Source organism: Mycobacterium sp. 852002-40037_SCH5390672 (assembly GCF_001665875.1).
Classification (GTDB): Bacteria; Actinomycetota; Actinomycetes; order Mycobacteriales; family Mycobacteriaceae; genus Mycobacterium.
On sequence record NZ_LZTA01000081.1, the window covers coordinates 74,231 to 100,751 of the forward strand.

24 protein-coding genes are annotated in these 26,521 nt (G+C 68.4%); 12 read left to right on the forward strand and 12 right to left on the reverse strand.

The genetic code is table 11. The features are described 5' to 3' along the window. Positions 1 to 10 precede the first annotated feature (10 nt). Positions 11 to 1,222, forward strand: a complete 1,212-nt coding sequence (locus A5782_RS14460) for a ubiquinol-cytochrome c reductase iron-sulfur subunit (protein WP_067101258.1) — start codon at positions 11 to 13, stop codon at positions 1,220 to 1,222. Next, positions 1,219 to 2,919, forward strand: coding sequence for a cytochrome bc complex cytochrome b subunit (locus A5782_RS14465; protein WP_067101035.1), 1,701 nt, complete (start codon positions 1,219 to 1,221; stop codon positions 2,917 to 2,919). Before A5782_RS14460 ends, A5782_RS14465 begins: the two co-directional genes overlap by 4 nt. Before the next feature lie 203 nt (positions 2,920 to 3,122). On the opposite strand, the gene A5782_RS14470 is transcribed toward A5782_RS14465, so the two are convergent. The 4 genes from A5782_RS14470 to A5782_RS14485 all read right to left on the reverse strand — a co-directional run bounded on the left by A5782_RS14470 (position 3,123) and on the right by A5782_RS14485 (position 6,455). Then, complete coding sequence (locus tag A5782_RS14470; RefSeq protein WP_067101038.1) at positions 3,123 to 3,782, reverse strand: DUF2561 family protein; 660 nt, start codon at positions 3,780 to 3,782, stop codon at positions 3,123 to 3,125. Next, on the reverse strand, positions 3,782 to 4,729 hold the full coding sequence (locus A5782_RS14475) for an MmpS family transport accessory protein (protein ID WP_067101041.1): 948 nt from the start codon (positions 4,727 to 4,729) through the stop codon (positions 3,782 to 3,784). The genes A5782_RS14470 and A5782_RS14475 overlap by 1 nt, the downstream gene beginning before the upstream one ends. A gap of 189 nt (positions 4,730 to 4,918) precedes the next feature. Beyond that, a complete protein-coding gene (locus tag A5782_RS14480) occupies positions 4,919 to 5,338 on the reverse strand; it encodes a cytochrome c oxidase subunit 4 (protein WP_067101044.1) in 420 nt (139 codons plus the stop codon). A gap of 13 nt (positions 5,339 to 5,351) precedes the next feature. Beyond that, complete coding sequence (locus A5782_RS14485; protein ID WP_082942931.1) at positions 5,352 to 6,455, reverse strand: cytochrome c oxidase subunit II; 1,104 nt, start codon at positions 6,453 to 6,455, stop codon at positions 5,352 to 5,354. A 157-nt stretch (positions 6,456 to 6,612) separates the two neighbouring features. On the opposite strand from A5782_RS14485, the gene asnB reads away from it, so the two are divergent. Next, on the forward strand, positions 6,613 to 8,571 hold the full coding sequence (asnB, locus tag A5782_RS14490; protein WP_067101050.1) for an asparagine synthase (glutamine-hydrolyzing): 1,959 nt from the start codon (positions 6,613 to 6,615) through the stop codon (positions 8,569 to 8,571). 114 nt (positions 8,572 to 8,685) lie between these two features. On the opposite strand, the gene A5782_RS14495 is transcribed toward asnB, so the two are convergent. After that, a complete protein-coding gene (locus A5782_RS14495; protein WP_067101053.1) occupies positions 8,686 to 9,660 on the reverse strand; it encodes a carbohydrate kinase family protein in 975 nt (324 codons plus the stop codon). Between the two features lie 196 nt (positions 9,661 to 9,856). Here A5782_RS14495 and A5782_RS14500 point away from each other — a divergent pair, with 196 nt between their 5' ends. Beyond that, positions 9,857 to 10,534, forward strand: a complete 678-nt coding sequence (locus A5782_RS14500) for a hypothetical protein (protein ID WP_067101056.1) — start codon at positions 9,857 to 9,859, stop codon at positions 10,532 to 10,534. A 55-nt stretch (positions 10,535 to 10,589) separates the two neighbouring features. On the opposite strand, the gene A5782_RS14505 is transcribed toward A5782_RS14500, so the two are convergent. Both A5782_RS14505 and A5782_RS14510 read right to left on the reverse strand, forming a co-directional pair. After that, on the reverse strand, positions 10,590 to 10,949 hold the full coding sequence (locus A5782_RS14505; protein ID WP_067101059.1) for an iron-sulfur cluster assembly accessory protein: 360 nt from the start codon (positions 10,947 to 10,949) through the stop codon (positions 10,590 to 10,592). A gap of 97 nt (positions 10,950 to 11,046) precedes the next feature. Continuing rightward, positions 11,047 to 12,123, reverse strand: coding sequence for a glycerate kinase (locus A5782_RS14510; RefSeq protein ID WP_067101261.1), 1,077 nt, complete (start codon positions 12,121 to 12,123; stop codon positions 11,047 to 11,049). Between the two features lie 191 nt (positions 12,124 to 12,314). On the opposite strand from A5782_RS14510, the gene A5782_RS14515 reads away from it, so the two are divergent. Genes A5782_RS14515 through A5782_RS14530 form a run of 4 tightly spaced genes read left to right on the forward strand, consistent with a single transcriptional unit; the run spans position 12,315 to position 15,390 of the window. Then, positions 12,315 to 13,007, forward strand: coding sequence for a DUF3043 domain-containing protein (locus A5782_RS14515; protein WP_067101062.1), 693 nt, complete (start codon positions 12,315 to 12,317; stop codon positions 13,005 to 13,007). A gap of 27 nt (positions 13,008 to 13,034) precedes the next feature. Further along, positions 13,035 to 13,571 (forward strand): bifunctional adenosylcobinamide kinase/adenosylcobinamide-phosphate guanylyltransferase, encoded by a 537-nt coding sequence (locus A5782_RS14520; RefSeq protein WP_067101065.1) that lies wholly within the window; start codon positions 13,035 to 13,037, stop codon positions 13,569 to 13,571. Further along, complete coding sequence (gene cobT, locus A5782_RS14525; protein WP_067101068.1) at positions 13,568 to 14,638, forward strand: nicotinate-nucleotide--dimethylbenzimidazole phosphoribosyltransferase; 1,071 nt, start codon at positions 13,568 to 13,570, stop codon at positions 14,636 to 14,638. The genes A5782_RS14520 and cobT overlap by 4 nt, the downstream gene beginning before the upstream one ends. Further along, a complete protein-coding gene (locus tag A5782_RS14530; RefSeq protein WP_067101071.1) occupies positions 14,635 to 15,390 on the forward strand; it encodes an adenosylcobinamide-GDP ribazoletransferase in 756 nt (251 codons plus the stop codon). Before cobT ends, A5782_RS14530 begins: the two co-directional genes overlap by 4 nt. A 9-nt stretch (positions 15,391 to 15,399) precedes the next feature. On the opposite strand, the gene A5782_RS14535 is transcribed toward A5782_RS14530, so the two are convergent. Continuing rightward, positions 15,400 to 16,509: a branched-chain amino acid aminotransferase gene (locus A5782_RS14535; RefSeq protein ID WP_067101074.1), complete on the reverse strand. Its 1,110-nt coding sequence runs from the start codon at positions 16,507 to 16,509 to the stop codon at positions 15,400 to 15,402. 55 nt (positions 16,510 to 16,564) lie between these two features. Further along, positions 16,565 to 17,668 (reverse strand): glycine cleavage system aminomethyltransferase GcvT, encoded by a 1,104-nt coding sequence (gcvT, locus tag A5782_RS14540; protein WP_067101077.1) that lies wholly within the window; start codon positions 17,666 to 17,668, stop codon positions 16,565 to 16,567. A 50-nt stretch (positions 17,669 to 17,718) separates the two neighbouring features. Between gcvT and A5782_RS14545 the strand changes: the two genes are divergently transcribed. After that, a complete protein-coding gene (locus A5782_RS14545) occupies positions 17,719 to 19,272 on the forward strand; it encodes a leucyl aminopeptidase (RefSeq protein ID WP_067101079.1) in 1,554 nt (517 codons plus the stop codon). On the opposite strand, the gene A5782_RS14550 is transcribed toward A5782_RS14545, so the two are convergent. Continuing rightward, the gene (locus tag A5782_RS14550) at positions 19,269 to 20,858 is read right to left on the reverse strand and encodes an NAD(P)/FAD-dependent oxidoreductase (RefSeq protein WP_067101082.1); all 1,590 of its coding nucleotides are present in this window, start codon (positions 20,856 to 20,858) and stop codon (positions 19,269 to 19,271) included. The genes A5782_RS14545 and A5782_RS14550 overlap by 4 nt on opposite strands. A gap of 1 nt (position 20,859) precedes the next feature. Then, positions 20,860 to 21,309, reverse strand: a complete 450-nt coding sequence (locus A5782_RS14555; protein WP_067101085.1) for a hypothetical protein — start codon at positions 21,307 to 21,309, stop codon at positions 20,860 to 20,862. 142 nt (positions 21,310 to 21,451) lie between these two features. On the opposite strand from A5782_RS14555, the gene A5782_RS14560 reads away from it, so the two are divergent. Then, positions 21,452 to 21,793, forward strand: coding sequence for an aminopeptidase (locus A5782_RS14560; RefSeq protein WP_067101087.1), 342 nt, complete (start codon positions 21,452 to 21,454; stop codon positions 21,791 to 21,793). Between the two features lie 6 nt (positions 21,794 to 21,799). Here the strand turns inward: A5782_RS14560 and A5782_RS14565 are convergent, their stop codons facing one another. Beyond that, positions 21,800 to 23,578, reverse strand: coding sequence for an SDR family oxidoreductase (locus A5782_RS14565; protein WP_067101091.1), 1,779 nt, complete (start codon positions 23,576 to 23,578; stop codon positions 21,800 to 21,802). Positions 23,579 to 23,776: 198 nt separating this feature from the next. Between A5782_RS14565 and sucB the strand changes: the two genes are divergently transcribed. Continuing rightward, complete coding sequence (sucB, locus tag A5782_RS14570; RefSeq protein ID WP_067101094.1) at positions 23,777 to 25,576, forward strand: 2-oxoglutarate dehydrogenase, E2 component, dihydrolipoamide succinyltransferase; 1,800 nt, start codon at positions 23,777 to 23,779, stop codon at positions 25,574 to 25,576. 17 nt (positions 25,577 to 25,593) lie between these two features. Beyond that, positions 25,594 to 26,517, forward strand: coding sequence for a TIGR01777 family oxidoreductase (locus tag A5782_RS14575; protein ID WP_067101097.1), 924 nt, complete (start codon positions 25,594 to 25,596; stop codon positions 26,515 to 26,517). The last annotated feature ends 4 nt before the right edge of the window (positions 26,518 to 26,521 follow it).

The window sequence follows — 26,521 nt, forward strand, 5'->3', positions numbered from 1 at the left end:
GAGCGACGCCTTGAATCAGGGAGACGGTCGCGGCTCTGACACCGGCGGGAACCCGCACGGCGCCGGCGAGAGGGAGCCCGACGACGCGGCACTGGCCGCCATGAGCCAGCAGGAACTGGTGACGCTGGGCGGCAAGCTGGACGGTGTCGAAACGGTGTTCAAGGAACCCCGTTGGCCGATCGAAGGCACCAAGGCCGAAAAGCGCGCCGAGCGTGGCGTCGCCCTCTGGCTTTTGCTGGGAGGCTTTTTCGGGCTCGCCCTGCTGCTGATTTTCGTGTTCTGGCCGTGGGAGTACAAGCCCAAGGAGGAGGCCGGGAGCTTCCTTTACGACCTGGCCACCCCGCTCTACGGCCTGACCTTCGGGATGTCGATCCTTTCGATCGGGGTCGGCGTCATCCTGTACCAGAAACGCTTTATTCCCGAAGAGATTTCGATCCAGGACCGCCACGACGGTGCGTCGCGCGACGTCGACCGCAAGACGGTGGCGGCGAACCTGGGCGACGCGTATCAGGGTTCGACGGTCGGGCGGCGCAAGCTGATCGGTCTGTCCCTGGGCATGGGCCTGGGCGCCTTCGGCCTGTCCACCCTGGTCGCCTTTGCTGGCGGATTGATCAAGAACCCGTGGAAGCCGGTCGTGCAGACCGCAGACGGCAAGAAGGCCGTGCTGTTCACGTCCGGGTGGACCCCGCGCTACCACGGCGAGACCATCTATCTGGCGCGCGCCACCGGCTCCGCATCCACGTCGCCGTTCATCAAGATGCGCCCCGAAGACCTCGACGCCGGCGGCATGGAAACCGTCTTCCCATGGCGGGAGTCCGACGGGGACGGCACGACTCCGGAATCGCAGGAAAAGCTGCGGGCCATCAACCAGGGTGTGCGAAACCCGGTGATGCTCATCCGGGTTCGGCCCACCGACATGGGCCGCGTGGTCAAACGACAGGGCCAGGAGAGCTTCAACTTCGGCGAGCTGTTCGCCTACACCAAGGTCTGCTCGCACCTGGGTTGCCCCGCATCGCTGTACGAGGAGCAGTCCTACCGGATCTTGTGCCCTTGCCACCAGTCGCAGTTCGACGCGCTGCACTTCGCCAAGCCGATTTTCGGGCCGGCCGCGCGTGCGTTGGCGCAACTGCCGATCACCATCGACACCAACGGGTACCTGGTCGCCAACGGTGACTTCGTCGAGCCCGTCGGACCGGCATTCTGGGAGAGGACGACAACATGAGTCCGAAACTGAGTCCCCCGAAGATCGGCGATGTCTTGGCCCGCCAGGGCGAGGACATCGACACGCGCTATCACCCGTCGGCCGCCGTACGCAGACAGCTCAACAAGGTCTTCCCCACGCACTGGTCGTTCCTGCTGGGTGAGATCGCGATGTACAGCTTCATCGTGCTGCTGCTCACCGGTGTGTACCTGACGCTGTTCTTCGACCCGTCCATGGGCGAAGTCACCTACAACGGCGCCTACCAGCCGCTGCGCGGCGTGGACATGTCGAAGGCCTTCGCCTCGACCCTCGACATCTCCTTCGAGGTACGCGGCGGATTGTTCGTGCGTCAGGTCCACCACTGGGCCGCGCTGATCTTCTCCGCGTCGATCATGGTGCACCTGGCCCGCATCTTCTTCACCGGCGCCTTCCGGCGGCCACGCGAGGCCAACTGGGTCATCGGTTCGCTGCTGCTGATCCTGGCCATGTTCGAGGGCTACTTCGGCTACTCGCTGCCCGACGACCTGTTGTCGGGCATCGGGTTGCGCGCCGCGCTGTCCTCGATCACGTTGGGCATGCCGGTGATCGGCACCTGGCTGCACTGGGCCCTATTCGGTGGTGACTTCCCCTGCGGTGGCGTCGGAAGCGAATGCGCCACAGCGGGTTACATCATTCCGCGGATGTACGCCCTGCACATCCTGTTGCTGCCGGGGATCATCCTTGCGCTGATCGGGCTGCATCTGGCCATGGTGTGGTTCCAGAAGCACACCCAGTTCCCCGGCCCCGGCCGCACCGAGCACAACGTGGTCGGCGTGCGAGTGATGCCGATATTCGCGGTCAAGTCCGGCGCGTTCTTCGCCGCGATCGTCGGTGTGCTGGGCCTGCTGGGTGGTCTGCTGCAGATCAACCCGATCTGGAACCTGGGCCCCTACAAGCCATCTCACGTCTCGGCCGGTTCGCAGCCGGACTTCTACATGATGTGGACCGAAGGCCTGGCCCGCATCTGGCCACCGTGGGAGTTCTACTTCTGGCACCACACCATTCCCGCGGCGGTCTGGGTGGCGCTGATCATGGGCGGGGTCTTCGGTCTGCTGATCGTCTACCCGTTCCTGGAGAAGCGGTTCAGCGGTGACTATGCGCACCACAACCTGCTGCAGCGACCGCGCGACGTGCCGGTGCGCACGTCGATCGGCGCGATGGCGATCGCGTTCTACATGCTGCTGACGCTCGCGGCGATGAACGACATCATCGCGTTCAAGTTCGACATCTCACTGAACGCGACGACGTGGATCGGGCGCATCGGCATGGTGATCGTTCCGCCGGTCGTCTACTTCATCACCTATCGGTGGTGCATCGGGCTGCAGCGCAGCGACCGCGCGGTGCTCGAGCACGGCATCGAGACCGGCATCATCAAGCGGTTGCCGCACGGTGCCTACATCGAGCTGCACCAGCCGCTGGGCCCGGTCGACGACCATGGCCACCCGCTGCCGCTCGAGTACCAGGGTGCGGCTCTGCCCAAGAAGATGAACAAGCTGGGCTCAGCCGGATCTCCGGGTAGCGGTAGCTTCCTGTTCGCCGATCCGGCGTCCGAGGACGCGGCATTGCGGGAGGCGGCGCACGGCTCGGAGCAGCGTGCCCTGACCGCACTGCGCGAACACCAGGACGGCTTCAACGGTTCGACAAACGGTTCGACAAACGGAGAGGGCGGCGAGCACTAGCTCGCTTTGCGCCGGTGACGACGCCGCCCGCCCTCACGCGGGCGGCGCCTAGCCTTCTCACTGTGCCCCGGGCGGGCAGCGGGCCCGCCCAATCCCCTAGCCGCACAAGCCTTCACGCTGAACGCGGACACTCCCCTTCGCGTAGCGCGGTACCCCGCCGTCCATTTCCTGGACGCCCATTTCCTTGACCGACGTCGCGGCGGCTACTGCTCGGCGACAACGCGGCGCAGCTGGCGAATATGCAGCCATTCGACCACGGGCATCGCCGCCGTGATTGCGCCGGCGAACCCGTACCCGACCCAAGACGCGCCGTCGTGACCAACCGCCATCAGGTAGGTCGCCGTCGCGACCGCGATCAGAGCCGCACCCATGGTCCCGGTCAGTATCACGGTGCCGCGCAACCAGACTCGGTCTACCGCGTCGCCTGACCACGCGGCGCCCGATGCCGGGGCCGCCGTTTCCACCGTGGCCCGCTGCGCCCGCCCGGTCCCGGTGCGCGGGGCGCCGGTCCCCAGCCCCACCGAAGGTCTTGACGCCCCCCGCGCCGGCGCTGTCATCGCCTCAGCGGCCGGCTCGGACTGCGACATCCGGCGGGCCCGCAACAGGATGGGGATCGCGCCCGCGATGATCAGCGCCGAGACGATGATGACGGCGTACAGCACCCAGGTGGTGTGCGGGCTGCTGGCCGCCTTGTGAAAGCCCCTGCCCAAATCCGCCAGGGCGACCGCGGCCGCCACGCTGACACCCAGCAGCACCAGGTAAACGGCGGCGCACGCGCCGATCAGGATGCGGTCGATGACCTCGGGCGCAATGGTGTCGTCGTCGCCCACCCCGCGCCGATATGGCGAATATCTGCTGACCATCAGCAGCTCGTCTGCGGCAAGTCGTTGCTGTTCGACGAGAGCACGGTTCCGTCGCTGGTCGTGATCGAGCAATTGAGCCTGCTGACCCGGAACAGGCTGGAAGCCTCCACCGAGCCCACGTCGGACTGCGAGATCGGGGTGACGGTCATCGACCACGGGATGTACACATTGTGCTGCGTGCGGCGCCGGCCGGACGCGTCGACGTAGGTCACCGAAATGATGTCGCCCGGGGCTTTGGTGCCGGTCACCGAGTAGGTGACCTGCCGCGGACCCGCCGGCGTCGTGGGCGGCGGTGGCGCGGCCGCCGTGGACGTCGCCGGCGGGGGCGCCGGAGCGGGTGCGGGCGGGGGCGGCGGTGCCAGAGAAGGCGTCACCGTCACAGTCTGGGTCTCCGTTGCTGTCGGGGGCGGTGGCGGTTCGCTCGTGGGTGGTGGAGGCGGCGGGGGCGGCGGTTTGGTGGTCGTGATCTCGTCCTGCAGCGGCGGCGTGGACGGAGCGGTGGTGGTTCCGGGGTTGGCAAGCTTGGTGGTATCGGTGCGTGCGAACAGCAGCGATACCGAGACGACGAGCGCGATCGCGGCCACGATCGCGGCGATGCCCACCACCCACGGCCAGCGCGCGGTGCTGCGCTCGTCGTCAGTGTCGGAGGAGTCGTCGAAGTCGTCGTAGTCGTAGAGCCGCAGATCGGCCGGCATATAGGGGCCGCTGATGAAATGCTCGGACTCCGGGGCCGAGTAGGCCCGCGAGTATGCGTCCGTCTCATCGGTCTGGTTCGACGCGGCCGGTTCGGCGCTGTCCTCGAAGGGTTCCGGCTCGCTTTCGGCATCGCTTTCGGCGCCGGGTTGCAGGTCATCCGCCGGTTCGTCGCCGGAATCCGGTTCGTGGCTGATCGAGTCGGCAGGGTCGGGTTCGTCAGGATCCCATCCCGGGGGTCTCGACCCGCTCATCTCTGCCTTTGCCTACCCTGTTCGACTGCCTCACCTGCGCGCAAGATTCCGCGATCACATCGTTGCGGGCGCGCTGGGAAACTTCTCGTTTGCCTGGGCAAAACACTACCGAACCCCAAAGGGGCAAAGCCGTCGTGGCGAACGGCGCAGGCGATCACGTGATCTGATTGTGACCTTATCTGCCGCGAATCAGTGCTTCTCGGGACCGAGGTAGTACTCGAAGACCAAGCCGGCCACCGACGTCAGGATGAACATCACCCCGGCGGCGATCAGCCATGGCAGCCACAGCGCGATGCCGACCGCGGTCACCGAGCCTGACAGCGCGACCAGAATCGGCCACCAGCTGTGCGGGCTGAAGAAGCCCAATTCGCCTGCTCCGTCGCTGATCTCAGCACCCTCGTAGTCCTCGGGCCGGGTGTCCAACCGGCGCGCAACGAACCGGAAAAAGGTCGCCGTGATCAACGCCAACCCACCGGTCAGCACCAGCGCAGTGGTGCCCGCCCACTCCACACCTCCGGTCGCGAAGATCGCGGTCAGCACCCCATAGAGCACCGCAACCACAATGAAAAACCCGGCGATGACTTCGAATAGCCTGGCTTCGATATGCATTTGGTGTCCTAACCTACTGGCTTCCGGCCAATTGACCGCGCTTGGTGTCGAACGGGTGAGTGGTCACCGCGAGCGGGGGCTGCCCGATCGCCTGCAACGCCTCGGCGTTGCTCTTTCCGTCCATCCGCTGCTGCAGGTAGGCCTTGAAGTCGTTGGGCGCCACCACCCGAACCTCGAAGTTCATCATCGAGTGATAGGTGCCGCAGAACTCGGCGCAGTGGCCCACGAACGCACCCGGGGTCTGGATCTCTTCGGTCTGGAAGACGTGCACCGAGTTGTTCGCATCGGCGTTGGGGATCACGTCGCGCTTGAACAGGAACTCCGGCACCCAGAAGGTGTGAACCACGTCCGCGGACGCCAGATCGAATTCGATGCGCTTGCCGGTCGGCAGCACCAGCACCGGGATTTCCTCACTGGTTCCCAGCGTCTCGACCTTGTCGAAGTTCAGGTACTGCCGGTCCGAGGTGTTGAACCCGCGGACGGGACCGACGCGCTCCTCACCGTGGGCGTCCTTGCCCTCGGGCCGAGACAGCATCGCCTTCTTGCGCGCCTGGTCGGCACCGTCGTAGTTCAGCGTGCCGTCTTTGAAGGCCACACGCTGGTAGCCGAACTTCCAGTTCCATTGGAAGGCCGTGACATCGATCACTACCTCGGGGTCCTTGGCCAGGTGCAGCATCTTCTCCTGCACCACCACGGTGAAGTAGAACAGCACCGAGATGATGAGGAACGGGGTCACCGTGAGCACTAGCTCCAGCGGCATGTTGTAGCCGAACTGCCGGGGCAGCACGGTGTCGGTGGCCTTCTTGCGGTGGAAGGCCGACGCCCAGAAGATCAGGCCGAACACGATGCCGCCGACGACCAGTGAGGCGATCACCGCACCGATCCACAGCTCCCGGTTGAGGTGAGCCTCCGGGGTGATGCCCCGCGGCCAGCCCAGGGCCAGTGCGTCGGCCCAGCTGCTGCATCCGCTCAAGAACAACGCCAGCACACCCAGCGTCACGGCCAGCGCGAAGGGCCGAAGACGACGGGAAAGACCCTTAGCCGGGCCCCCGCTGGAATGGCGCCGAAACCTGCCCTGCGACAAACGTTGCGAACGGTCCTGCTCGCGAGGGGTCACGTTAGCGCCTCCTGCTCGGATATCGAATACTACGCAGCGTAGACCACGCGCCTGAGCCGGGCGACGAAACCCCGGCCCGCCAGTCTGCCCGGCCATTCACGACGTGCCGGGCGTGACATCCACGTACGTCCTCCCAAGTGCGGCATACTGGGGCGCCGTGTGTGGTCTGCTGGCGTTCGTTGCTGCCCCCGAGGGCGTGGATAAGGACGCGGCCGCCGCCCGGGCCGACAACGCGGTCGCGCGCGCGTCGCATTCGATGCGCCACCGCGGGCCCGACGAGCCGGGCACCTGGGTGGACCCGGACGCCGACGGCTCGGTCGTTTTCGGCTTCAACCGACTGTCCATCATCGACATCGCGCATTCGCACCAGCCGCTGCGCTGGGGTCCGCCCGAGGCGCCCGACCGCTACGTGCTGGTGTTCAACGGTGAGATCTACAACTACCTCGAACTGCGCGACGAACTGGCCAGCCGGCATGGCGCCGCCTTCGCCACCGACGGTGACGGCGAGGCGGTCGTCGCCGCCTATCACTATTGGGGCACCGACGCCCTGACCAGGCTGCGCGGCATGTTCGCGTTCGCGCTGTGGGACACCGCCGCCGGCGAATTGTTCTGCGCCCGTGACCCTTTCGGCATCAAGCCACTGTTCATGGCGACCGGCAGCGGCGGCACCGCGGTGGCCAGCGAGAAGAAGTGCCTGCTGGACCTGGCCGAGCTGATCGGATTCGACACCGGGATCGATGAGCGGGCCGTGCAGCACTACACCGTCCTGCAGTACGTGCCCGAGCCCGAGACGTTGCACCGCGGGGTGCGCCGGCTGGAGTCGGGCTGCTACGCACGGATCCGTCCCGACCGCCTACAACCGGAGGTCACCCGGTATTTCGTGCCGCGCTTTGGCGCCACGCGGATCACCCGGGACACCGAGCAGGCCCGGTACGACGAGATCACCGCGGTGCTCGAGGACTCGGTGGCCAAGCACATGCGCGCCGACGTCACCGTCGGGGCGTTTCTGTCCGGCGGCATCGACTCGACCGCCATCGCGGCGCTGGCCATCCGGCACAATCCCCGGCTGATCACGTTCACCACCGGCTTCGAGCGCGAGGGTTTCTCCGAGATCGACGTCGCGGTGGCCTCGGCCGAGGCGATCGGCGCCCGCCACATCGCCAAGGTGGTCACCCCCGACGAGTTCGTCGCCGCCCTGCCCGAGATCGTCTGGTACCTCGACGAGCCGGTGGCCGACCCCGCGCTGGTGCCGCTGTTCTTCGTCGCCCGGGAGGCGCGCAAACACGTCAAGGTGGTGCTGTCCGGCGAAGGCGCCGACGAGTTGTTCGGCGGCTACACGATTTATCGGGAACCGTTGTCGCTGAAGCCCTTCGACTATCTGCCACGGCCCCTGCGGCGGTCGATGGGCAAGGTGTCCAGACCCCTGCCGGACGGGATGCGGGGCAAGAGCCTGCTGCACCGCGGCTCCCTGACGCTGCAGGAGCGCTACTACGGCAATGCCCGCAGTTTCTCCGACGCGCAGCTGCGCGACGTGCTGCCCGGCTTCCGCGAGGAATGGACCCACACCGACGTCACCGCGGCGCTGTACGCGGGATCGGCGGGCTGGGATCCGGTGGCCCGCATGCAGCACATCGACCTGTTCACCTGGCTGCGGGGCGACATCTTGGTCAAGGCCGACAAGATGACCATGGCCAACTCACTGGAGCTTCGGGTGCCGTTCCTGGATCCCGAGGTGTTCGCGGTCGCCTCCCGGTTGCCCGTGGAGGCGAAGATCACCCGTACGACCACCAAGTACGCGCTGCGGCGCGCCTTGGAGCCGATCGTTCCGGCGCACGTGCTGCACCGGCCCAAGCTCGGCTTCCCGGTGCCGATCCGGCACTGGCTGCGCGCGGGCGAGCTGCTGGAGTGGGCCTACGCGATGGTGGACTCGTCGCAGGCCGATCATCTGATCGACCCGGCCGCCGTGCGCCGGATGCTCGACGAGCACCGCAACGGCGTCAGCGATCACAGCCGCCGGCTGTGGACGCTGCTGATCTTCATGCTCTGGCACGCGATCTTCGTCGAGCACAGCGTGGTGCCCCAGATCAGCGAGCCGCAGTATCCGGTGCAGCTCTAGCGTCTGGCGAGGGTGCGAATGTGAACGCTGGGCGGTGATTTCCGGCGGGTCGTCGCCGTCAGCTCACACCCGACGCCGCTGAGTTCACACTCAGCCGCGCCGCGCCGAGTATGGCTAGGCGAGCACCGCGGCGATTTCGGCGGCCGCCTCGTCGCCGTAGGCATCGGCCAGACGGGTCTTGGCGACCGCGGCGTCCCACGTCCACTCCTGGGTTCCGGTGGACTCCAGCACCAGCACGGCCACCAGCGAGCCCAGCTGGGCCGAACGCTCGAGGTTCAGCCCGGCGCTGCGGCCGGTGAGGAAGCCGGCCCGAAACGCGTCGCCGACGCCGGTGGGGTCGGTCTGACTGGTCTCGGGCACCACACCCACGTGGGTGGTGGTTCCGTCCCGCTCGACGATGTCGACGCCCTTGGCGCCCAGCGTGGTCACCCGCAGCTCGACCTTCTCCTGCACGTCGGCCTCGGACCAGCCGGTCTTGGAGAGCAGCAGTTCCCACTCGTAGTCATTGGTGAACAGGTAGGCCGCCCCGTCGACGAGCTTGTCGATCTCTGCGCCCGACAGGCGGGGCAGCTGCTGGGACGGGTCGGCGGCGAACGCCAAGCCGAGCTTGCGGCACTCCTCGGTGTGCACCACCATCGCCTCCGGGTCGTTGGCCCCGACGATGACCAGGTCCGGCGTGCCCACGACCGACGCGACGTCGGCGAGCTTGATGTCGCGGGCCTCCGACATGGCGCCGGGATAGAAGGAGGCGATCTGTGCCATGTCCAGGTCGGTGGTGCAGACGAAGCGTGCCGTCTTCGCGGTCTGCGAGATCAGCACGTGGTCGCAGTTGACACCGTGCGACTGCAGCCAATCGCGGTACTCGCCGAAGTCGTCACCGGCCGCACCGACCAGCGCCACGTCGCCGCCCAGCACCCCGATGGCGAAGGCGATGTTGCCCGCCACGCCGCCGCGGTGAATCACCAGGTCGTCAACCAGAAAACTCAGGGACACCTTCTGCAGGTGCTCGGCCAGCAGGTGCTCGGAAAACCGGCCGGGGAACCGCATCAGATTGTCGGTCGCAATCGAACCTGTCACCGCGATCGTCACGAAAACTCCACCCTTCGTTAGTAAGGTTATCTAGCTTACCCACGCCGGCTTGACCGTCGCTGTGTGCACGGTCGGCGCGAGGCCGTGCGCTAGCCTCCCTTAGAAACCCACTCAGTTACTCATTCACGTCGCCGGGATCACATTGCTCGGGCCGCAACCCGCTCGCAGTCCCGTCTACCACCGTAGGAGAACCACGATGGCAGGTCCGCACTCGCCGAACCACACCGTCGGCGGCGAAGGACCAACCCCCCCAAGCGAATCCCAGCCACTCGAGTTCCCCGATGACCCCAACACCGGTGACCCGGGCTTCGCCGCAGCGTCGCAGGCAGGACCTGCTTCCGCCCATTATGCCGGGCAGCCTCCCCCGCCGGTGCCGTACCCGCCGCAACGTTCCAAGCGCCGGCTGATCGTCGGCATCGTGCTGGCCATCGTGCTCGTCGCGGTGCTGACGGTGGCCATCGTGTACGGGGTCCGCACCAACGGGGCCAATACCGGCGCCACGTTCTCCGAGGGGGCGGCCAAGACGGCCATCCAGGGCTATCTGGACGCACTCGAGCACCGCGACATCAACGAGATCGCCCGCAACGCGCTGTGCGGCCTGTACGACGGCGTCCAGGACAAACGATCCGACCAGGCCCTGGCCAAGCTCAGCAGCGACGCGTTCCGCAAGCAGTTCTCCGAGGTCGAGCTGACCTCGATCGACAAGATCGTGTACCTGTCGCAGTACCAGGCCCAGGCGTTGTTCACGATGCGGGTGTCCCCGGTGAGCGGGAGCCCGATGCACGGGCAGGTGCAGGGCATCGCGCAGCTGCTGTTCCAGCGCGGCCAGATCATGGTCTGCTCGTACGTGCTGCGCACCGGCGGCTCATACTGAACGCAATCCGCCGGCCGGACATCAGGTCGGCCGGCGGATTTGCGGGATTAACCGATCAGTTGAACGAGTCGCCGCAGGCGCACGAGCCGGTGGCGTTGGGGTTGTCGATGGTGAAGCCCTGCTTCTCGATGGTGTCCACGAAATCAATGGACGCGCCTTCGACGTAGGGCGCGCTCATGCGGTCCACCGTCAGCCGCACGCCCCCGAACTCCGCGGTCAGGTCGCCGTCCAGCGCCCGGTCGTCGAAGAAGAGGTTGTAGCGCAGCCCGGCGCAGCCACCCGGCTGCACCGCGATGCGCAGCGCCAGGTCGTCGCGTCCCTCCTGGTCCAGCAGGGACTTTGCCTTGGTGGCGGCGGCCTCGGTCAGGATCACGCCGTGGGTCGTCGTGGCGTTCGACTCGTTTTGCACCGTCATTGCTTCTCCTACATGCCTCATTGTTGGGTGGGTCCGGTCAAGCCGCAGGTCACCGGCTAGCGCCGAGCGATCCGGACCGCCGGAAAAGTCCACTGCTTCAACGGTACCTTGCAGGACCGCTATTCCCGAGTCGCGCCGCCACAACGGAAGCCAGACCCATGAGTTGATTGGCCGCGTCGGCCTGCGCCAGCCGCACCGATCCGGCGTGCTCGGCGATGGATAACGCCGCCATGATGCCCGACGAGCGCACCGTCGCATTGTCCAAGTCGACCTGGCCGGCCAGCACGACCACCGGAATCCCCCGCGGCCGGGCCGCGTCGGCGAGGAAGCCCACCACCTTCCCGTGCAGGGATTGCTCGTCGAACCGGCCCTCACCGGTGACGATCAGCTCCGCGGTGTCCAGGTCGTCGGACAACCGCGTGTGCTCGGCGATGATGGCGGCCCCGGACTGACAGCGCCCGCCGAGCGCCAGCAGGCCGGCGCCGATGCCGCCGGCGGCCCCCGCGCCCGGTTCGGCGCTCACGTCCCGTCCGGCCACCGCTTCCAAGATCAACGCCCACGCCTGCAGCCGAACCTCCAGTGCGGCGACGGTGGCCGTGTCGGCGCCCTTCTGCGGCCCGAACACCCGGGCCGCCCCCCACGGGCCCAGCATCGGGTATTCGGTGTCGGAGGCGGCGATCAGCTCCACGTTGCCCAGTTGCCGGCGGGCGGTGTCCAGGCCGCCGAGCTCGGCGATCATGCCCTGGCCGCCGTCGGTGCAGGCGCTGCCGCCCAATCCGACCACGATGCGGGTCGCCCCGACCCGCAGCGCCTCGGCGACCAGCTGCCCAACGCCCTTGCTGTGCGCCGCCATGGCGGTCTCCGGGGTGGGCGGTCCGCCGATCAGCGCCAGGCCGCACGCTTGCGCGCATTCCAGAAACGCGGTGGCCGAACCGCGGTCGAATACCCAATCGGCTTCCACCATGGCTTTCAGCGGTCCCGAGACCCGCAGGCGCCGCGTCTCCCCCAGCCGGCTGGCCAGCACCTCGACGAAGCCGGGGCCGCCGTCGGACTGCGGGGCGACGATGAACCGGTCGCCGGGGCGGGAACGGGTCCAACCGGTCGCGATGGCGGCGGACGCCTCCAGGGCCGACATGCTGTCGGCGTAGCAATCCGGGGCCACCAGAACTTGCATGGCGGGCAACTGAAGACGGCCGGGGGCCAGGCCGGGACCAGCATCATCCGAGGCCATCGACCCGTCGTCCATCAAAGGCAGCCGTTCATCACGTGTAAGAGTAGGACCAAGTGCGGCACTAACGCAGGTCTAATAGCAAGGCATTCCAGGCGAATTCCGGAGCGAGTAGTCCGCGAAGTAACCTGGCCACTGTGAAGCTGTTGGGCCGCTGGAAAGGCCAGGACACCGACCTTGACGAGAGCGCAGCCGCGTCGGACGCATCCGGCGGTGCTGGTGCCTCGGGCGACGCGACCCGCGAGGCGCAGCGGACGGGCCCCAAGGGACGCCCCACGCCCAAGCGCAACGACGCCCGCCGCAATGCCAGGAAGGGTCCCGTCGCGCCCGCGCCCATGACGGCCTCCGAGGCGCGCGCCCGGCGCAAATCGCTGGCCGGTTCCAAGCTCAGCCGTGAGGAGCGCCGCGCCGACAAGGCCGCCGGCCGTGCCCGTATGTCGGATCGCCGGGAAAAGATGATGGCCGGCCAAGAGGGCTACCTGTTGCCGCGCGACCAGGGGCCCATCCGCCGCTACGTTCGCGACGTGGTGGACTCGCGGCGCAACCTGCTGGGCCTGTTCATGCCGTCGACCCTGTTCTTGATGTTCGCCATGTTCGGTGTCCCCCAGCTGCAGCTGTGGGTGTCTCCGGCGATGCTGGTGCTGATGGCCGTGATGAGCGTCGACGGCCTCATCCTGGGCCGCAAAGTCAGCAGGCTGGTCGACGCGAAGTTCCCTGATAACACCGAAAGCCGTTGGAAGCTAGGCCTTTATGCCGCCAGCCGAGCGTCTCAGATGCGCCGGCTGCGGGCGCCGCGGCCCCAGGTCAAGCACGGCAGCAGTGTCGATTAAAGCTCGCCAGAAGTCCGGCTGACACGAGTGCGCACCCTGGTGCTCGGCGGGATCAGGTCAGGCAAATCGCAGTGGGCGGAGGAAGAAATCGCCAACGGGTTGCCGGCCGGGCAGGGGGTTCGTTACCTGGCGCCCGGCCCGACCGAGCACGATGCCGCCTGGGCAGATCGGATCGCCCAGCATCGCGGCCGCCGGCCCGTGCACTGGTCGACGATCGAAACCGATGACATCGCAACGCAATTGCGTCAATCGCCGGGCATTCCCACACTGGTCGACGATCTCGGTACCTGGCTGACCGGCGCGCTGGACCGCAACAACGCCTGGGACGGCGGCTCGGTGGCCGCTCCCGTCGATGACGTGCTGGCCGCAGTCGGCGACTTCGCCGCCCCGCTGGTTTTGGTCAGCCCCGAGGTCGGGTTGACGATCGTGCCCGCCACCGCCTCCGGACGCCGGTTCGCCGACGAACTGGGCAGCCTCAACCAGCGTCTCGCGCGGTTGTGCGACCGGGTGATGTTGGTGGTGGCCGGCCAGCCGGTACCGATCAAGCCGCCGGGGGCCCGATGAAATTCGCTCCCATCTCGCCGCCGGATGTGGACGCCGCCGCCGCCGCCCGTGTCCGCCAGGACACCCTGACCAAGCCCAGGGGTGCGCTGGGCCGCCTCGAGGAATTGTCGGTGTGGGTCGCGTCGTGCCAGGGGCATTGCCCGCCAAGGCAATTCGAGCGCGCCCGGGTGGTGGTGTTCGCCGGTGACCACGGCGTCGCCCGCTCGGGGGTATCGGCCTACCCGCCGGAGGTGACGGCGCAGATGGTCGCCAACTTCGATGCCGGCGGCGCCGCGATCAACGCCATGGCCGACATCGCCGGGGCGACGGTGCGGGTTGCGGACCTCGCCGTCGACGCGGACCCGCTGACCGAACGGATCGGCGCCCACAAGGTGCGCCGCGCCAGCGGTGACATCAGGGTGCAGGACGCGCTGAGCGACGACGAGACCGCGCGGGCGCTCGCCGCCGGCGTGGCCATCGCCGACGAGGAGGTCGATGCCGGCGCCGACCTGCTGATCGCCGGCGATATGGGGATCGGAAACACCACGGCCGCAGCGGTATTGGTGGCGGCCTTGACGAACGCCGAGCCGGTCGTGGCGGTGGGCTTCGGCACCGGGATCGACGACGCCGGGTGGGCGCGCAAGACGGCCGCGGTGCGCGACGCCCTGTTTCGCGCGCGGCAGGTGTTGCCCGATCCGGTCGCGCTGCTGCGTTGCGCCGGCGGCGCCGACCTGGCCGCGATGGCGGGCTTTTGCGCGCAGGCCGCCCTCCGGCGCACGCCGCTGCTGCTCGACGGCATGGCGGTGACGGCGTCCGCGCTGGTCGCCGAGCATCTGGCGCCGGGCGCCAGGCTGTGGTGGCAGGCCGGTCACCGCTCCACCGAGCCCGCGCACGCACTCGCGCTGACGGCGCTGGATTTGGAGCCGATTCTCGACCTGCGGATGCGGCTGGGTGAGGGAACCGGCGCCGCGCTCGCGCTGCCGGTCCTGCGCGCCGCGGTGGCCACGCTGTCATCGATGGCGACCTTCGCCCAGGCCGGTGTGTCCAACCGCATCGACAGCTCCGATCATCCCACTCACCCGTCGTGATCCGTTCGCTGGCAACGGCTTTCGCGTTCGGGACGGTGCTACCCGTCCCGAGTGGCGGCAATGCGCCGATGGGCCGGGGCGCCATGACCGCGCTGCCGGTGGTGGGGGGCGCCCTGGGGGTCCTGGCCGCGGCCGTGACCTGGGGTTCGGCGTTGGCCTTCGGTCGGTCCAGCCCGCTGCCCGGCGTGCTCGCGGTCGCGGTGCTGCTGGTGGTGACCCGCGGCCTGCACCTCGACGGTGTCGCCGATACGGCCGACGGCCTGGGCTGCTACGGGCCGCCGCAGCGGGCGCTGGCGGTGATGCGTGAGGGATCGACGGGGCCGTTCGGCGTGGCCGCCGCCGTCGTGGTGATCATGCTGCAGGCCCTGGCCTTTTCGGCACTGGGGGCCGCGGACCGGATCATCCCCGGAATCGCCGTGGCGGTTTTCGCGGGCCGGGTGACCGCGGTGCTGGCCAGCCGCCGCTCGGTGCCGGCGGCCGGCGGCAGCGCCCTGGGTGTCCGGGTCGCGGGAAGCCAGCCGGCGTCGGTGGTGGCGGCCTGGATCGCGGTGCTGGTTGGTGTTTCGCTGCTGGCCGGGCCTCGGCCGTGGCAGGGACCGGTGGCGGTGCTGCTGGGCCTGGGCTGCGGCGCGCTCCTGGTGCGGCACTGCGTGCGCCGATTCGGTGGCATCACCGGTGACGTGCTGGGCGCCGCGATCGAACTGACCGCGACGGTGAGCGCGGTCGTGCTCGCGGCTCTGGTGCGCCTCTAGCCGCGCCGACTAGCCGAGCCGGGCCATCCAGCCGTGGGTGTCGGCGAAGGTGCCCCGCTGAATTCCGGTGAGCGTGTCGCGCAACGCCATCGTCACTTCCCCGGGCTGGCCGTCGGCGACGGTGAACTCGGCGTCGCCGTACTTCACGCGCGAGACGGGGGTGATGACCGCGGCGGTACCGCAGGCGAACACCTCGGTGATCTCCCCGGCGGCGGCCTTCTTCTGCCACTCGTCGATATCGATCTTGCGCTCCTCGACGGAGAATCCGGCGTCAATGGCCAACTGTAGCAAGGAGTTTCGCGTGATTCCGGGCAGCAGCGAACCGGACAGCTCCGGGGTGACCAGCCGCGCCGAGCCGCCGCTGCCGAACACGAAGAAGATGTTCATCCCGCCCATCTCTTCGACGAAGCGTCGTTCGACGGCGTCCAGCCACACCACTTGGTCGCAATCGTTGGCCGCGGCTTCGGCCTGAGCCGACAGCGAGGCCGCGTAGTTGCCGCCGAACTTGGCCGCGCCGGTGCCGCCGGGGCTGGCCCGCACAAACTCCGTCGACACCCAGACGGTGACCGGGCTGATGCCGCCCTTGAAGTACGCGCCGGCCGGCGAGGCGATCAGCAGATAGCGGTAGCGCTTGGACGGCCGCACACCCAATCCGGGCTCGGTGGCGATGACGAACGGGCGCAGGTACAACGCCTCCTCGCCGCCGGCGGCCGGAACCCAGGCGTTGTCGACCGCGATCAGCTGGCGCAGCGATTCCATGAACAGCTCTTCGGGCAGTTCCGGAATGGCGAGCCGACGCGCCGAGGACCGTAGGCGTGCGGCATTGGCCTCGGCCCGAAACGACACGATCGAGCCGTCCGCCCAGCGGTACGCCTTGAGTCCCTCGAAGATTTCCTGCGCGTAGTGCAGCACGATCGCCGACGGGTCCAGCTCGATCGGGCCGTACGGGATCACGCGCGCGTTGTGCCAACCGCCGCCGGTCTCGTCGTAGTCGATCGACACCATGTGATCGGTGAAGTACTTGCCGAAACCCGGCTCGGCCAGGATGGTTTCGCGTTCAGCGTCGGTTGCCGGATTTGCCGAGCGCGAAACCGTGAACTCAAGGGAGCCACTGGTCATTCGCCGATTGTATATCCGCCTGCCGAATCGGATTTCGCCCGCGCACGCGGCGCGGCTAGCGCGTTTTCACCGCGACGAAGGGCGGGCGCACGACTTCGCATGCGGCGGGACGGCCACGGACGTCGACGGTGATCTCCTGACCGTCCTCGACTCCGGCGTCGGTGTCGATGAGCGCCAACGCGATGCCGGCCTGCAGCGTCGGCGAGAACGTGCCCGAGGTGGTGACCCCCACCGGCGTGTCGCCGGCGAGCACCGTCAGCCCGGCGCGCAGCACACCTCGGCCCACCATCCGCAGGCCGCGCAGCAGCCGCGGCGGGCCCGCCTCCTTCTCGGCCAGCAGGGCGTCCCGGCCGAAAAACGCGTCCTTTTTCCAGCCGATCGCCCAGCCGCAGCGGGCCTGCAGCGGGGAGATGTCGAGGGCGAGTTCATGGCCGTGCAGCGGATAACCCATCTCGGTGCGCAGGGTGTCGCGCGCGCCCAGGCCGGCCGGCTCGCCGCCCGCCGCGGTGACCCCCTCCGCCAGCGCATCGAAGACCACACCCGCGGAGTCCCACGGCGGCAGCAGCTCGTAGCCGTGCTCGCCGGTGTAGCCGGTGCGGCAGACCCGCACCGGTACGCCCGAGAACGAGGTGTCGGCGTAAGCCATGTAATCCATGTCGGTGGGTAGGCCCAGCTCGCCGAGCACGTCGGCCGATCGCGGCCCCTGCACGGCGAGCACCGCATACGAGCGGTGCTGGTTGGTGATCGTCAGCCCGCTCGGGGCGGCGGCCTGCAGCGCATCGACCACGGCGGCGGTGTTGGCGGCGTTCGGCACCAGGAAAATCTCGTCGTCGTCGACGTAATAGGCGATCAGGTCGTCGATGACACCGCCGGATTCGGTGCAGCACAGTGTGTATTGAGCCTTGCCCGCCCCGATGCGATTCAGGTCATTGGTGAGCGCCGAGTTGACGAACTGCGCGGCCCCCGGCCCGCGGACCAATGCCTTGCCCAGGTGGCTGACGTCGAAGAGACCGACCGCGTTGCGCGTCGCGTTGTGTTCACTGACCGTGCCGGCATACGACACCGGCATCAGCCAGCCGCCGAACTCGGCGAAACTGGCGCCCAAGCTCCGGTGACGGTCTTCCAACGGTCCGTGCAGAAGGTCGGCTTCATTGCTCACGACTCTTCACCCTAATCAGCCGTGACGGGTGGACCGTTAGGGTGATGCGGATGAGCACCGAACCCGGTTACGCCTCCCCCGTTGTTAGTGTCGCTTCCTCGCTGCCACGGCGCGCCGCCGCGTCCACCGTGCTGATCGTGCCCGTCGTCTCGACCGGCGAGGACGACAAACCGGGCGCGGCCGTTGCGGCGGCCGAGCCGTTCCTGTCCTCCGGCGCGGTCGCCGAAATCGAATCCGGTCTGCGGGCGCTGGAGGCCACCGGCGGCGCCGAACAGGTGCACCGGCTGGTGGTGGGATCGCTGCCGGTGTCCAGTGTGCTGACGATCGGCCTGGGCAAAGCGCGATCCGAGTGGCCCGCCGACACCATCCGTCGCGCCGCCGGTGTGGCCGCGCGGTCGCTCGGCAAGACCGAGTCGGTGATCACCACGTTGACCGGGCTGCCCGGCGAGGGCATCGGCTCGGCCGCCGTCGAGGGCCTGATCCTGGGCAGCTACCGGTTCACCGAATTCCGCAGCGACAAGACTGCGCCCAAAGACCAAGGGCTGCGCAAGATCACGGTGCTCGCCACCGCGAAGGACGCCAAGAACGACGCCGCGCACGGCGCCGCGGTGGCGACGGCGGTCGCCACCGCGCGCGACTTCGTCAACACCCCGCCCAGCCACCTCTTCCCGGCCGAATTCGCCAAGCGCGCAAGAGCTTTGGGTGAGTCCGTCGGCCTCGAGGTGGAGGTGCTGGACGAGAAGGCGCTGCAAAAAGGCGGCTACGGCGGGATCATCGGTGTGGGGCAGGGCTCGTCGCGTCCACCGCGGCTGGTACGCCTGATCCACCGCGGTTCCAAGCTGGCCAAAACCAAGAAGGGCCAGGCTGGAAAGCGAGTGGCGCTGGTCGGCAAGGGCGTCACGTTCGACACCGGCGGCATCTCGATCAAGCCGGCCGCGGGGATGCACCACATGACCTCGGACATGGGCGGTGCCGCCGCGGTGGTCGCGACCGTCGCGCTGGCCGCGCAGCGCAAACTTCCGATCGACGTGATCGCCACCGTGCCGATGGCCGAGAACATGCCGTCGGCCACGGCGCAGCGCCCGGGCGACGTGCTGACGCAGTACGGCGGAATCACGGTCGAGGTGCAGAACACCGACGCGGAGGGCCGGCTCATCCTGGCCGACGCCATCGTGCGGGCGTGTGAGGACAACCCCGATTACCTGATCGAGACGTCCACGCTGACCGGTGCGCAGACCGTGGCGCTCGGCGCCCGCATCCCTGGGGTGATGGGCAGCGACGAGTTCCGCGACCGCGTCGCGTCGATCTCGCAGCAGGTCGGCGAAAACGGCTGGCCGATGCCGTTGCCCGACGAACTCAAGGAAGACCTGAAGTCCACGGTGGCCGACCTGTCGAACATCAGTGGGCAACGCTTCGCCGGCATGCTGGTGGCGGGGGTGTTCCTGCGTGAGTTCGTCGCCGACGGCGTGAGTTGGGCGCACATCGACGTGGCCGGCCCGGCCTACAACACCGGCAGCCCGTGGGGCTACTCGCCGAAGGGCTCCACCGGCGTGCCGACCCGGACCATGTTCGCGGTGTTGGAGGATATCGCCGAAAACGGCTAGCGGGTCAGCCGTGTGATCATGGCTCGACTCAGCTTGCGGCGTGGCCAGCCGGTCGGGCCGTCAGCGGCCAGTGCGGCATTGGCCGCGTTGCGCCCGCACGCGCCGTGCACCGAGCCACCCGGCGTCGCGGACGCGCTGCCCAAATAGAGCCGCTCGATGGGTGTTTCGGCTCGACCCATCCCCGGTGCCGGACGGAAGACCAACATCTGCTGCAACTGCGCGGTTCCCCCGTTGAGCGCCCCGAGATGCAGGTTGGCGTCGCTGGCCTCGAGATCCGACGGCCGTTGCACGAACCGGTCGATCACTGCCGACCCGAAGCCCGGCGCATGCTCTTCGATGACCCGGTCCACCGCTGTGGCCAGACGGTCCGCCGAAGCGTCGTCAGAGACATTTCGCGGCAAATGTGTATAGGCCCAAACACTTTCGGTGCCAACTGGCGATCTGCTGGGATCCGCCGTGGTGGTCTGGCCCAGCAACATGAACGGATGCTGGGGTATCACGCGAGTGTTCAGATCGGCCATCCAGCGGATCAGTCCATCCCCGTCGGCTCCCAAGTGGACGGTGCCCACCGACCGCAGATTTTTCGCTCGCCACGGAATCGGCGTTCCCAGCGCATAGTTGACCTTCACCACCGGCGGATCCCACTCGTAATGTTGGAGGTCGCGACGCAACGCCACCGGCACCGCATCCGCGGGCAGCATGTCGCAGAACAATCGCGGTGCCGCCACGTCGGCCACCACTGCACGGCGAGCACTCACAGTCCGCCCCTCCGCGGTGGTCACGCCGACTGCCCGGCCGCCCCGCACGTGGATGCGAGAAACGTTCTGGTTACATTCGATTCGCGCTCCGGCCGAGCAGGCCCGTTTGACCAGCGCCGCGGTGAGTTGGCCCGATCCGCCGACCGGCACCGGCCAGCCCTGATCCTGGGCCAGCATCGTCATGAGGAAGCCCATGGCACCGCTGATCGGCGCATCCGGGGGGACGTCGGCGTGCATTGCATTGCCCAACAGCAACACTCGCGGTGCCTCACCCTCGAACAGCTGACTTGCCATGGCATTGGCCGGCTGCACCAGCAGGTGCGCGACCCGGACGGCCTCCGGCGTGCCGAGTTTGCGCAGCAGTCCGAGCAACGGACGCACGGGCGGGAAGGGGGCCAGCATGGCGTCCAGCAACGGACCCTTGATCTTGTTCCACAGCTCGACCAGACGCCACCAGTTCTCGCCGTCGGCGGGCGTTCGCCGCGCGAATTCCGCTGCCGTCCGGGCGGGGTCGCGGTACACGATCGGCGGGTCGTCGTCGGCACCGTTGCGCGGGTGACCAACCACCGTCGGTGCATGCGACCAGCGCAGCCCGTGATCCTCCAACCGCAACGCCGTCATGGCGGGCGAGGCCACCGTCATCGGGTAGTAGGAGCTGAACAAATCGGTGATGTAGCCCGGTGTCAGCTCGGCGCTGCGCACCGCGCCGCCCGGTTCGGGCTGGGCTTCCAGCACCAGCACATCCCAACCCGCGTCCGCCAGCATCGACGCCGCCACCAGCCCGTGGTGTCCCGCCCCGATCACGACGGCGTCGGCGGCATCCCGCACGTCACTTCACCTGGCCCGGCTCCAGGCGTTCCGCCAACGCCGCCAGCCGCCAGAGGCACTCCTTGTTGCGGGGGTATGCCGCGGCCAACGCGAGGGAATCGGGAACGGCCGCCATCGGCCCTTCGACGGGAACTTCGATCATCTCGATCCGGCAGCCTTGCGGGATCTCGTGCAGTAGCATGGTGATTCGCGCGGCACCCAACGGCCCCAGCCGGGCACACAGCACGAGCTTGCGCGGTGGTTCACATTCCTCCACGATGGTCGCGTCGTCGATAACCAACGGCCAGATCCCGATGGAGTGCTTGATGGAGGAGCCGGGTTCCGGCCAGTTCGGATCGACGGCCCGCATGCGGCTGTTACCCACCACCCACTGGGTGTACGTCCAGCCCTGGGCGAGCACCTCCCACACCCGTTCACACGACTCGGGCACCTCGCGCGTTGCGGTGATCACCTCAGAAACCCTCCATGTCTTTGGTTATCGCGGCGGATACCCGGCAATCGAGGAGTTATTCGGCGTCAACGTCGGGTTTACCGCCGGTGGGCCGCGGTTAATCTCCTTAGCGTCGAAATCCCCCACGACGAAAGGCGAGACCATGACGCTGCGACGGTTGATCCTCGGGGTGGGCGCCGTGCTCTTGTTGGCCGGAGTCATTGGACTGCTGGCGCCGGTGTCGGTCTCCGACAGCAACGGCCATTCGGTCGGATGCGGAAACGCCGTGGCCACGGACCTTTCCGCGGCCAGAAACGCCAACAACAGCAACGGGTCGAACATCCCGATTCTGAACCAGATCATTCCGCACACCGACTACGTCGCGCAGTGCCAGTCGTCGGTGGGCAGCCGGCGCGCGTGGGCGATACCGCTGGCCGTGCTGGGGGTCATCGCGATCGGCGCGACATTGTTGACGGGACGTCGCGGGGCGACACCGGCCGCTTAGCCCGTCTCAGATCACCCGCATCCGCGCAGCGTTTCGCAACCCCTGCGGCGCCAGACGCGAAAGGCCGTACAGCGCATAGGCTTCCGGCGCCACCGGGCGAATCGGCTTCTTCTTTTGAACCGATGACAGGATCGCGTTGGCGACCTTGTCAGGGCCGTAGCGGCGCAGCGCGAACATCTTGCCCAGCTGCCCACGGCGGCCGTCGACATCGTCGTCCCGCTTTCCCACGGGCGCGTCGAACCGGGTGGTGTTGATGATGTTCGTGTCGATGACGCCCGGGCAGATGGTGGTCAGGCCAACGCCGGCGGTGTCGAGTTCGGCGCGAAGGCAGTCGGAGAACATGTAGGTCGCCGCCTTCGACGTGCAATACGCATTCAGCGACCGCGACGGGGCGTAGGCAGCCATCGACGACACGTTGACGATGTAGCCACCGGTCCCCCGCTCCACCATCCGCCGCGCGAACGACCGGCACCCGTTGACCACACCGCCGAGGTTGACGTCGAGTACCCGGTCGAACTGCTCGGGCGGGGTGTCCAGGAATCCGCCCGCGTGCCCGATGCCCGCGTTGTTGACGACGATGTCCGGGACGCCGTGCTCGGTGCTGACCCGCTCGGCGAACGACTCCACGGCCTGCGCGTCGGACACGTCGAGCACATAGGCGTGCGCGACACCGCCCCGGGTGGCGATCTCGGCCGCGGTGGCCTTGACCGCAGCCTCGTCGATGTCGCTGATGACCAGCTCGGCGCCTTCCCGCGAGAAGGCGAACGCGGTCTCGCGACCGATTCCACTGCCGGCACCGGTGACCGATACCAGGGTGTCGCCGAACGAGCCGCGGGGACGGCCCACCTGCGCGCGCAACAGTGCGCGGCTGGGTTTTTGACCCTCGGCCTGATTGGCGAACTCGTGCACCGCCGCCGCCATCACCTGGGGGTGCGACATCGGCGAGAAGTGACCGGCCTGGATGTCGCGGCGCCACAGCCTCGGCACGAAGCGCGGAGCGTGATCGTACCCGTAGGGCCGCACGTACTTGTCTTTGGTGTTGACGATGAGCTGCACCGGCACGTCGATGACCGCGACGCCGTCCTTGCGACCGGAGAACGACCGAAAGTAGTTGGCGGGATAGGTTTTCACCGACCGGGCGGCATCGGAGGCCAGTTTCTCGGAGTGGTGGATCTGTTCGGCGGGGATGTTGTCGACTGCGTTGCGCCGCAGCGCCGGGATCGACAGGGTCAGCCGCAGGAGCAACGGCGCCAGCACCGGGATCGAGAGGAAGATCATGTAGGTCAGCCGCAGCGCCTGGCTGAGCGCGCGGAGGAAGGTGCGCGGCCGCCAGGGCGCCCGCAGACCGCTGAAGATGTAGTCGACCAGCTGGTCCTGAGCGGGTCCGGACACCGACGTGAACGTGGCGACCCGGTCATGGGCGCCGGGACGCTTCAGGTAGTGCCACACCCCCACCGAGCCCCAGTCGTGGGCCAGCACGTGCACGGGCCGGCCCGGGCTCAGCTCGCCGGTCACCGCGGCGAAGTCGTCGGCGAAGCGGTCCATGCTGTAGGCCGACACCGGCTTGGGCACCGAGGACTCACCGACGCCCCGGTTGTCGTAGCGGATGATCCGGAACCGCTCGGCCAGCAGCGGGACGACACCGTCCCAGAGCACATGCGAGTCGGGGAAGCCGTGCACCAGCACGACGGTCGGGCCCTCGCGGTTGCCCTCTTCGTAGACGGCGATGCGGACGCCGTCGGCGCTCTCGACGAAACGCTGGCCTAATCGTTGTGATGGCGGCATCGGGACCTCCCCGCTCTGGCTGCAGTGGCCACACCGTAGCAAGCGTGATCGTCGTCACCCGCCCGGCGCGGGGTATCTGCCCTGGATGTGTGCCGACAAGGGCGCAGTGACAGGATAGTTTTGGATTGCTACTTCGCCTTCCGCAAAGCGAGCTGATCGACCCGCCCCGACCCACGAGCGATCGAGGAGTCAAAAACGATGGCCTTCTCCGTCCAGATGCCGGCACTCGGTGAAAGCGTCACCGAGGGGACGGTCACCCGCTGGCTCAAGCAGGAAGGCGACACGGTCGAACTCGACGAACCACTTGTCGAGGTGTCGACCGACAAGGTCGACACCGAAATCCCGTCGCCGGCCGCGGGCGTGCTGACCAAGATCGTCGCCCAGGAGGACGACACCGTCGAGGTCGGTGGCGAGCTGGCCGTCATCGGCGACGGCTCCGAAGGTGGTGGGGCTGGGGGCGACTCGCAGGCGCCAAGCCAGCCGGAGCCCGAGGCACAGTCCGCGGCCCCTGCCCAGTCCCAGTCCCAACCCGAGCCCCAACCGGAGCCGCAGCCCCAGGCCCAGGCCCAGGCGGAGCCCGCGCCCGCCCAGCCGAGTTCCGGTGGCGGCGCCGCGACCCCGGTGTTGATGCCCGAGCTCGGAGAGTCGGTGGCCGAGGGCACCGTGACGCGCTGGCTCAAGAAGGTCGGCGATTCGGTCCAGGTCGACGACGCTCTGGTCGAGGTCTCCACCGACAAGGTCGACACCGAGATCCCGTCACCGGTGGCCGGTGTCCTGATCAGCATCACCGCCGAGGAGGACGCCACCGTGCCCGTCGGCGGCGAGCTGGCGCGCATCGGCGCCGGTTCCGACGCTGCCGAGGCGTCCGCCGCTCCCCAGCCCCCGCCCGCGCCCAAGCCTGAACCCACGCCGGAACCGGCGCCCCAGCCCCAGGCGCAGCCCGAGCCCGAGCCCACGCCGGCGCCCGCACCACAGCCCAAGCCCGCGCCGGAGCCGAAAGCTCAACCGGCGCAGGCCCAGCCGGCAAGCCCCGCCGCCGACGGCGCGCCGTACGTGACGCCGCTGGTGCGAAAACTGGCCGCCGAAAACAACATCGACCTGAACTCGCTCACGGGCACCGGGGTGGGCGGTCGCATCCGCAAGCAAGACGTGCTGGCCGCCGCCGAGCAGAAGCAACGGCAACAAGAGCCGGCCGCCCCCGCGCCGGCCGCCGCGCAGCCCTCCGCTGCCCCCAGCGCCGCCGCGGCGCCCACCCCGGCTCCGGCGCTGGCGCACCTGCGGGGCACCACCCAGAAGGCCAGCCGGATCCGCCAGATCACCGCGAACAAAACTCGCGAATCCCTGCAGGCCACAGCCCAACTCACCCAGACCCACGAGGTCGACATGACCAAGCTGGTCGGGTTGCGGGCCAGGGCCAAGGCGGCTTTCGCCGAGCGCGAGGGGGTGAATCTGACCTTCCTGCCGTTCATCGCCCGGGCGGTGATCGACGCGCTGAAGGTTCATCCCAACGTCAACGCGAGCTACAACGAGGAAACCAAGGAGATCACCTACTACGACGCCGAGCACCTCGGCTTCGCAGTCGATACCGAGCAGGGTCTGCTCTCCCCCGTCGTGCACAACGCGGGTGACCTGTCCCTGGCCGGGCTGGCCAGGGCGATCGCCGACATCGCCGCGCGCGCCCGGTCGGGCAACCTCAAACCCGACGAGCTGTCCGGTGGCACCTTCACGATCACCAACATCGGCAGCCAGGGTGCGCTGTTCGACACCCCGATCCTGGTTCCGCCGCAGGCCGCCATGCTGGGCACCGGCGCGATCGTCAAGCGCCCGCGGGTTGTGGTCGACGAGAGTGGCAACGAATCGATCGGCGTCCGCTCGATCTGCTACCTCCCGCTGACCTATGACCACCGGCTGATCGACGGCGCCGACGCCGGCCGCTTCCTGACCACCATCAAGCACCGTCTCGAAGAGGGCGCGTTCGAGGCCGACCTCGGCCTCTAAAAGAAGGACAAGCGAACGTGGCTCGCGCTGGCCAGAAGGCCGTCATCGCGATTGCGGGTTCGTCCGGCCTGATCGGCTCCGCTCTGGCCGCGGCCCTGCGCGCCGCCGACCACCGCGTGTTGCGCATCGTGCGCCGGGCACCGGCGAATGCCGATGAGCTGCACTGGAATCCGGAGAGCGGCGATCTGGATCCCGAGACGCTGACCCACGTCGACGCCGTCGTCAACCTGTGCGGCGTCAACATCGGCAAGCGGCGGTGGTCGGGCGCCTTCAAGCAGAGTCTGCGGGACAGCCGCATCGCCCCCACCGAAGTCCTGGCGCACGCCGTCGCCGACGCGGGTGTGGCGACCATGGTCAACGCCAGCGCGGTGGGTTTCTACGGGAACACCAAGGACCGCGTGGTCGATGAAACCGACCGTGCGGGAACGGGTTTCCTGGCCAGGCTGTGCGAAGACTGGGAAGCCGCCACGCTGCCGGCCCAATACGGCGGCGCCCGGGTGGTGCTGGCCCGCACCGGGCTGGTGTTCTCTCCCGCCGGCGGCGCGTTGGGCCGGTTGCGGCCGTTGTTCCGCACCGGCCTCGGCGCCCGGCTGGGCGGGGGGCGGCAATACATGTCGTGGATCACGCTGGAAGACGAAGTGCGCGCGCTGTTGTTCGCGATTCTGCGCCCCGAGCTGTCCGGCCCGGTGAACATGACCGGGCCCGCGCCGGTCACCAACGCCGAATTCACCACCGCGTTCGGGCGGGCGGTCAATCGCCCAACCCCGTTGATGGTGCCCGGTTTTGCCATCCGCGCCGCACTGGGCGAGTTCGCCGACGAAGGCCTGCTGACGGGGCAGCGCGCCATCCCGTCCGCGCTCGAGCGCGCCGGCTTCGACTTCCACCACAACACCGTTGGCGAGGCGCTCGCCTACGCCACCGCCCGCCGCGAGCACGACTAGCCCC

Bases quoted from the DNA above. Each gene is read 5' to 3' on its own strand.
- A5782_RS14465 (WP_067101035.1), top strand. From the start codon at position 1,219: ATGAGTCCGAAACTGAGTCCCCCGAAGATCGGCGATGTCTTGGCCCGC.
- A5782_RS14470 (WP_067101038.1), bottom strand. From the start codon at position 3,782: ATGGTCAGCAGATATTCGCCATATCGGCGCGGGGTGGGCGACGACGAC.
- A5782_RS14475 (WP_067101041.1), bottom strand. From the start codon at position 4,729: ATGAGCGGGTCGAGACCCCCGGGATGGGATCCTGACGAACCCGACCCT.
- A5782_RS14480 (WP_067101044.1), bottom strand. From the start codon at position 5,338: ATGCATATCGAAGCCAGGCTATTCGAAGTCATCGCCGGGTTTTTCATT.
- A5782_RS14500 (WP_067101056.1), top strand. From the start codon at position 9,857: ATGGCAGGTCCGCACTCGCCGAACCACACCGTCGGCGGCGAAGGACCA.
- A5782_RS14505 (WP_067101059.1), bottom strand. From the start codon at position 10,949: ATGACGGTGCAAAACGAGTCGAACGCCACGACGACCCACGGCGTGATC.
- A5782_RS14510 (WP_067101261.1), bottom strand. From the start codon at position 12,123: ATGCAAGTTCTGGTGGCCCCGGATTGCTACGCCGACAGCATGTCGGCC.
- cobT (WP_067101068.1), top strand. From the start codon at position 13,568: ATGAAATTCGCTCCCATCTCGCCGCCGGATGTGGACGCCGCCGCCGCC.
- A5782_RS14535 (WP_067101074.1), bottom strand. From the start codon at position 16,509: ATGACCAGTGGCTCCCTTGAGTTCACGGTTTCGCGCTCGGCAAATCCG.
- A5782_RS14545 (WP_067101079.1), top strand. From the start codon at position 17,719: ATGAGCACCGAACCCGGTTACGCCTCCCCCGTTGTTAGTGTCGCTTCC.
- A5782_RS14560 (WP_067101087.1), top strand. From the start codon at position 21,452: ATGACGCTGCGACGGTTGATCCTCGGGGTGGGCGCCGTGCTCTTGTTG.
- A5782_RS14565 (WP_067101091.1), bottom strand. From the start codon at position 23,578: ATGCCGCCATCACAACGATTAGGCCAGCGTTTCGTCGAGAGCGCCGAC.
- sucB (WP_067101094.1), top strand. From the start codon at position 23,777: ATGGCCTTCTCCGTCCAGATGCCGGCACTCGGTGAAAGCGTCACCGAG.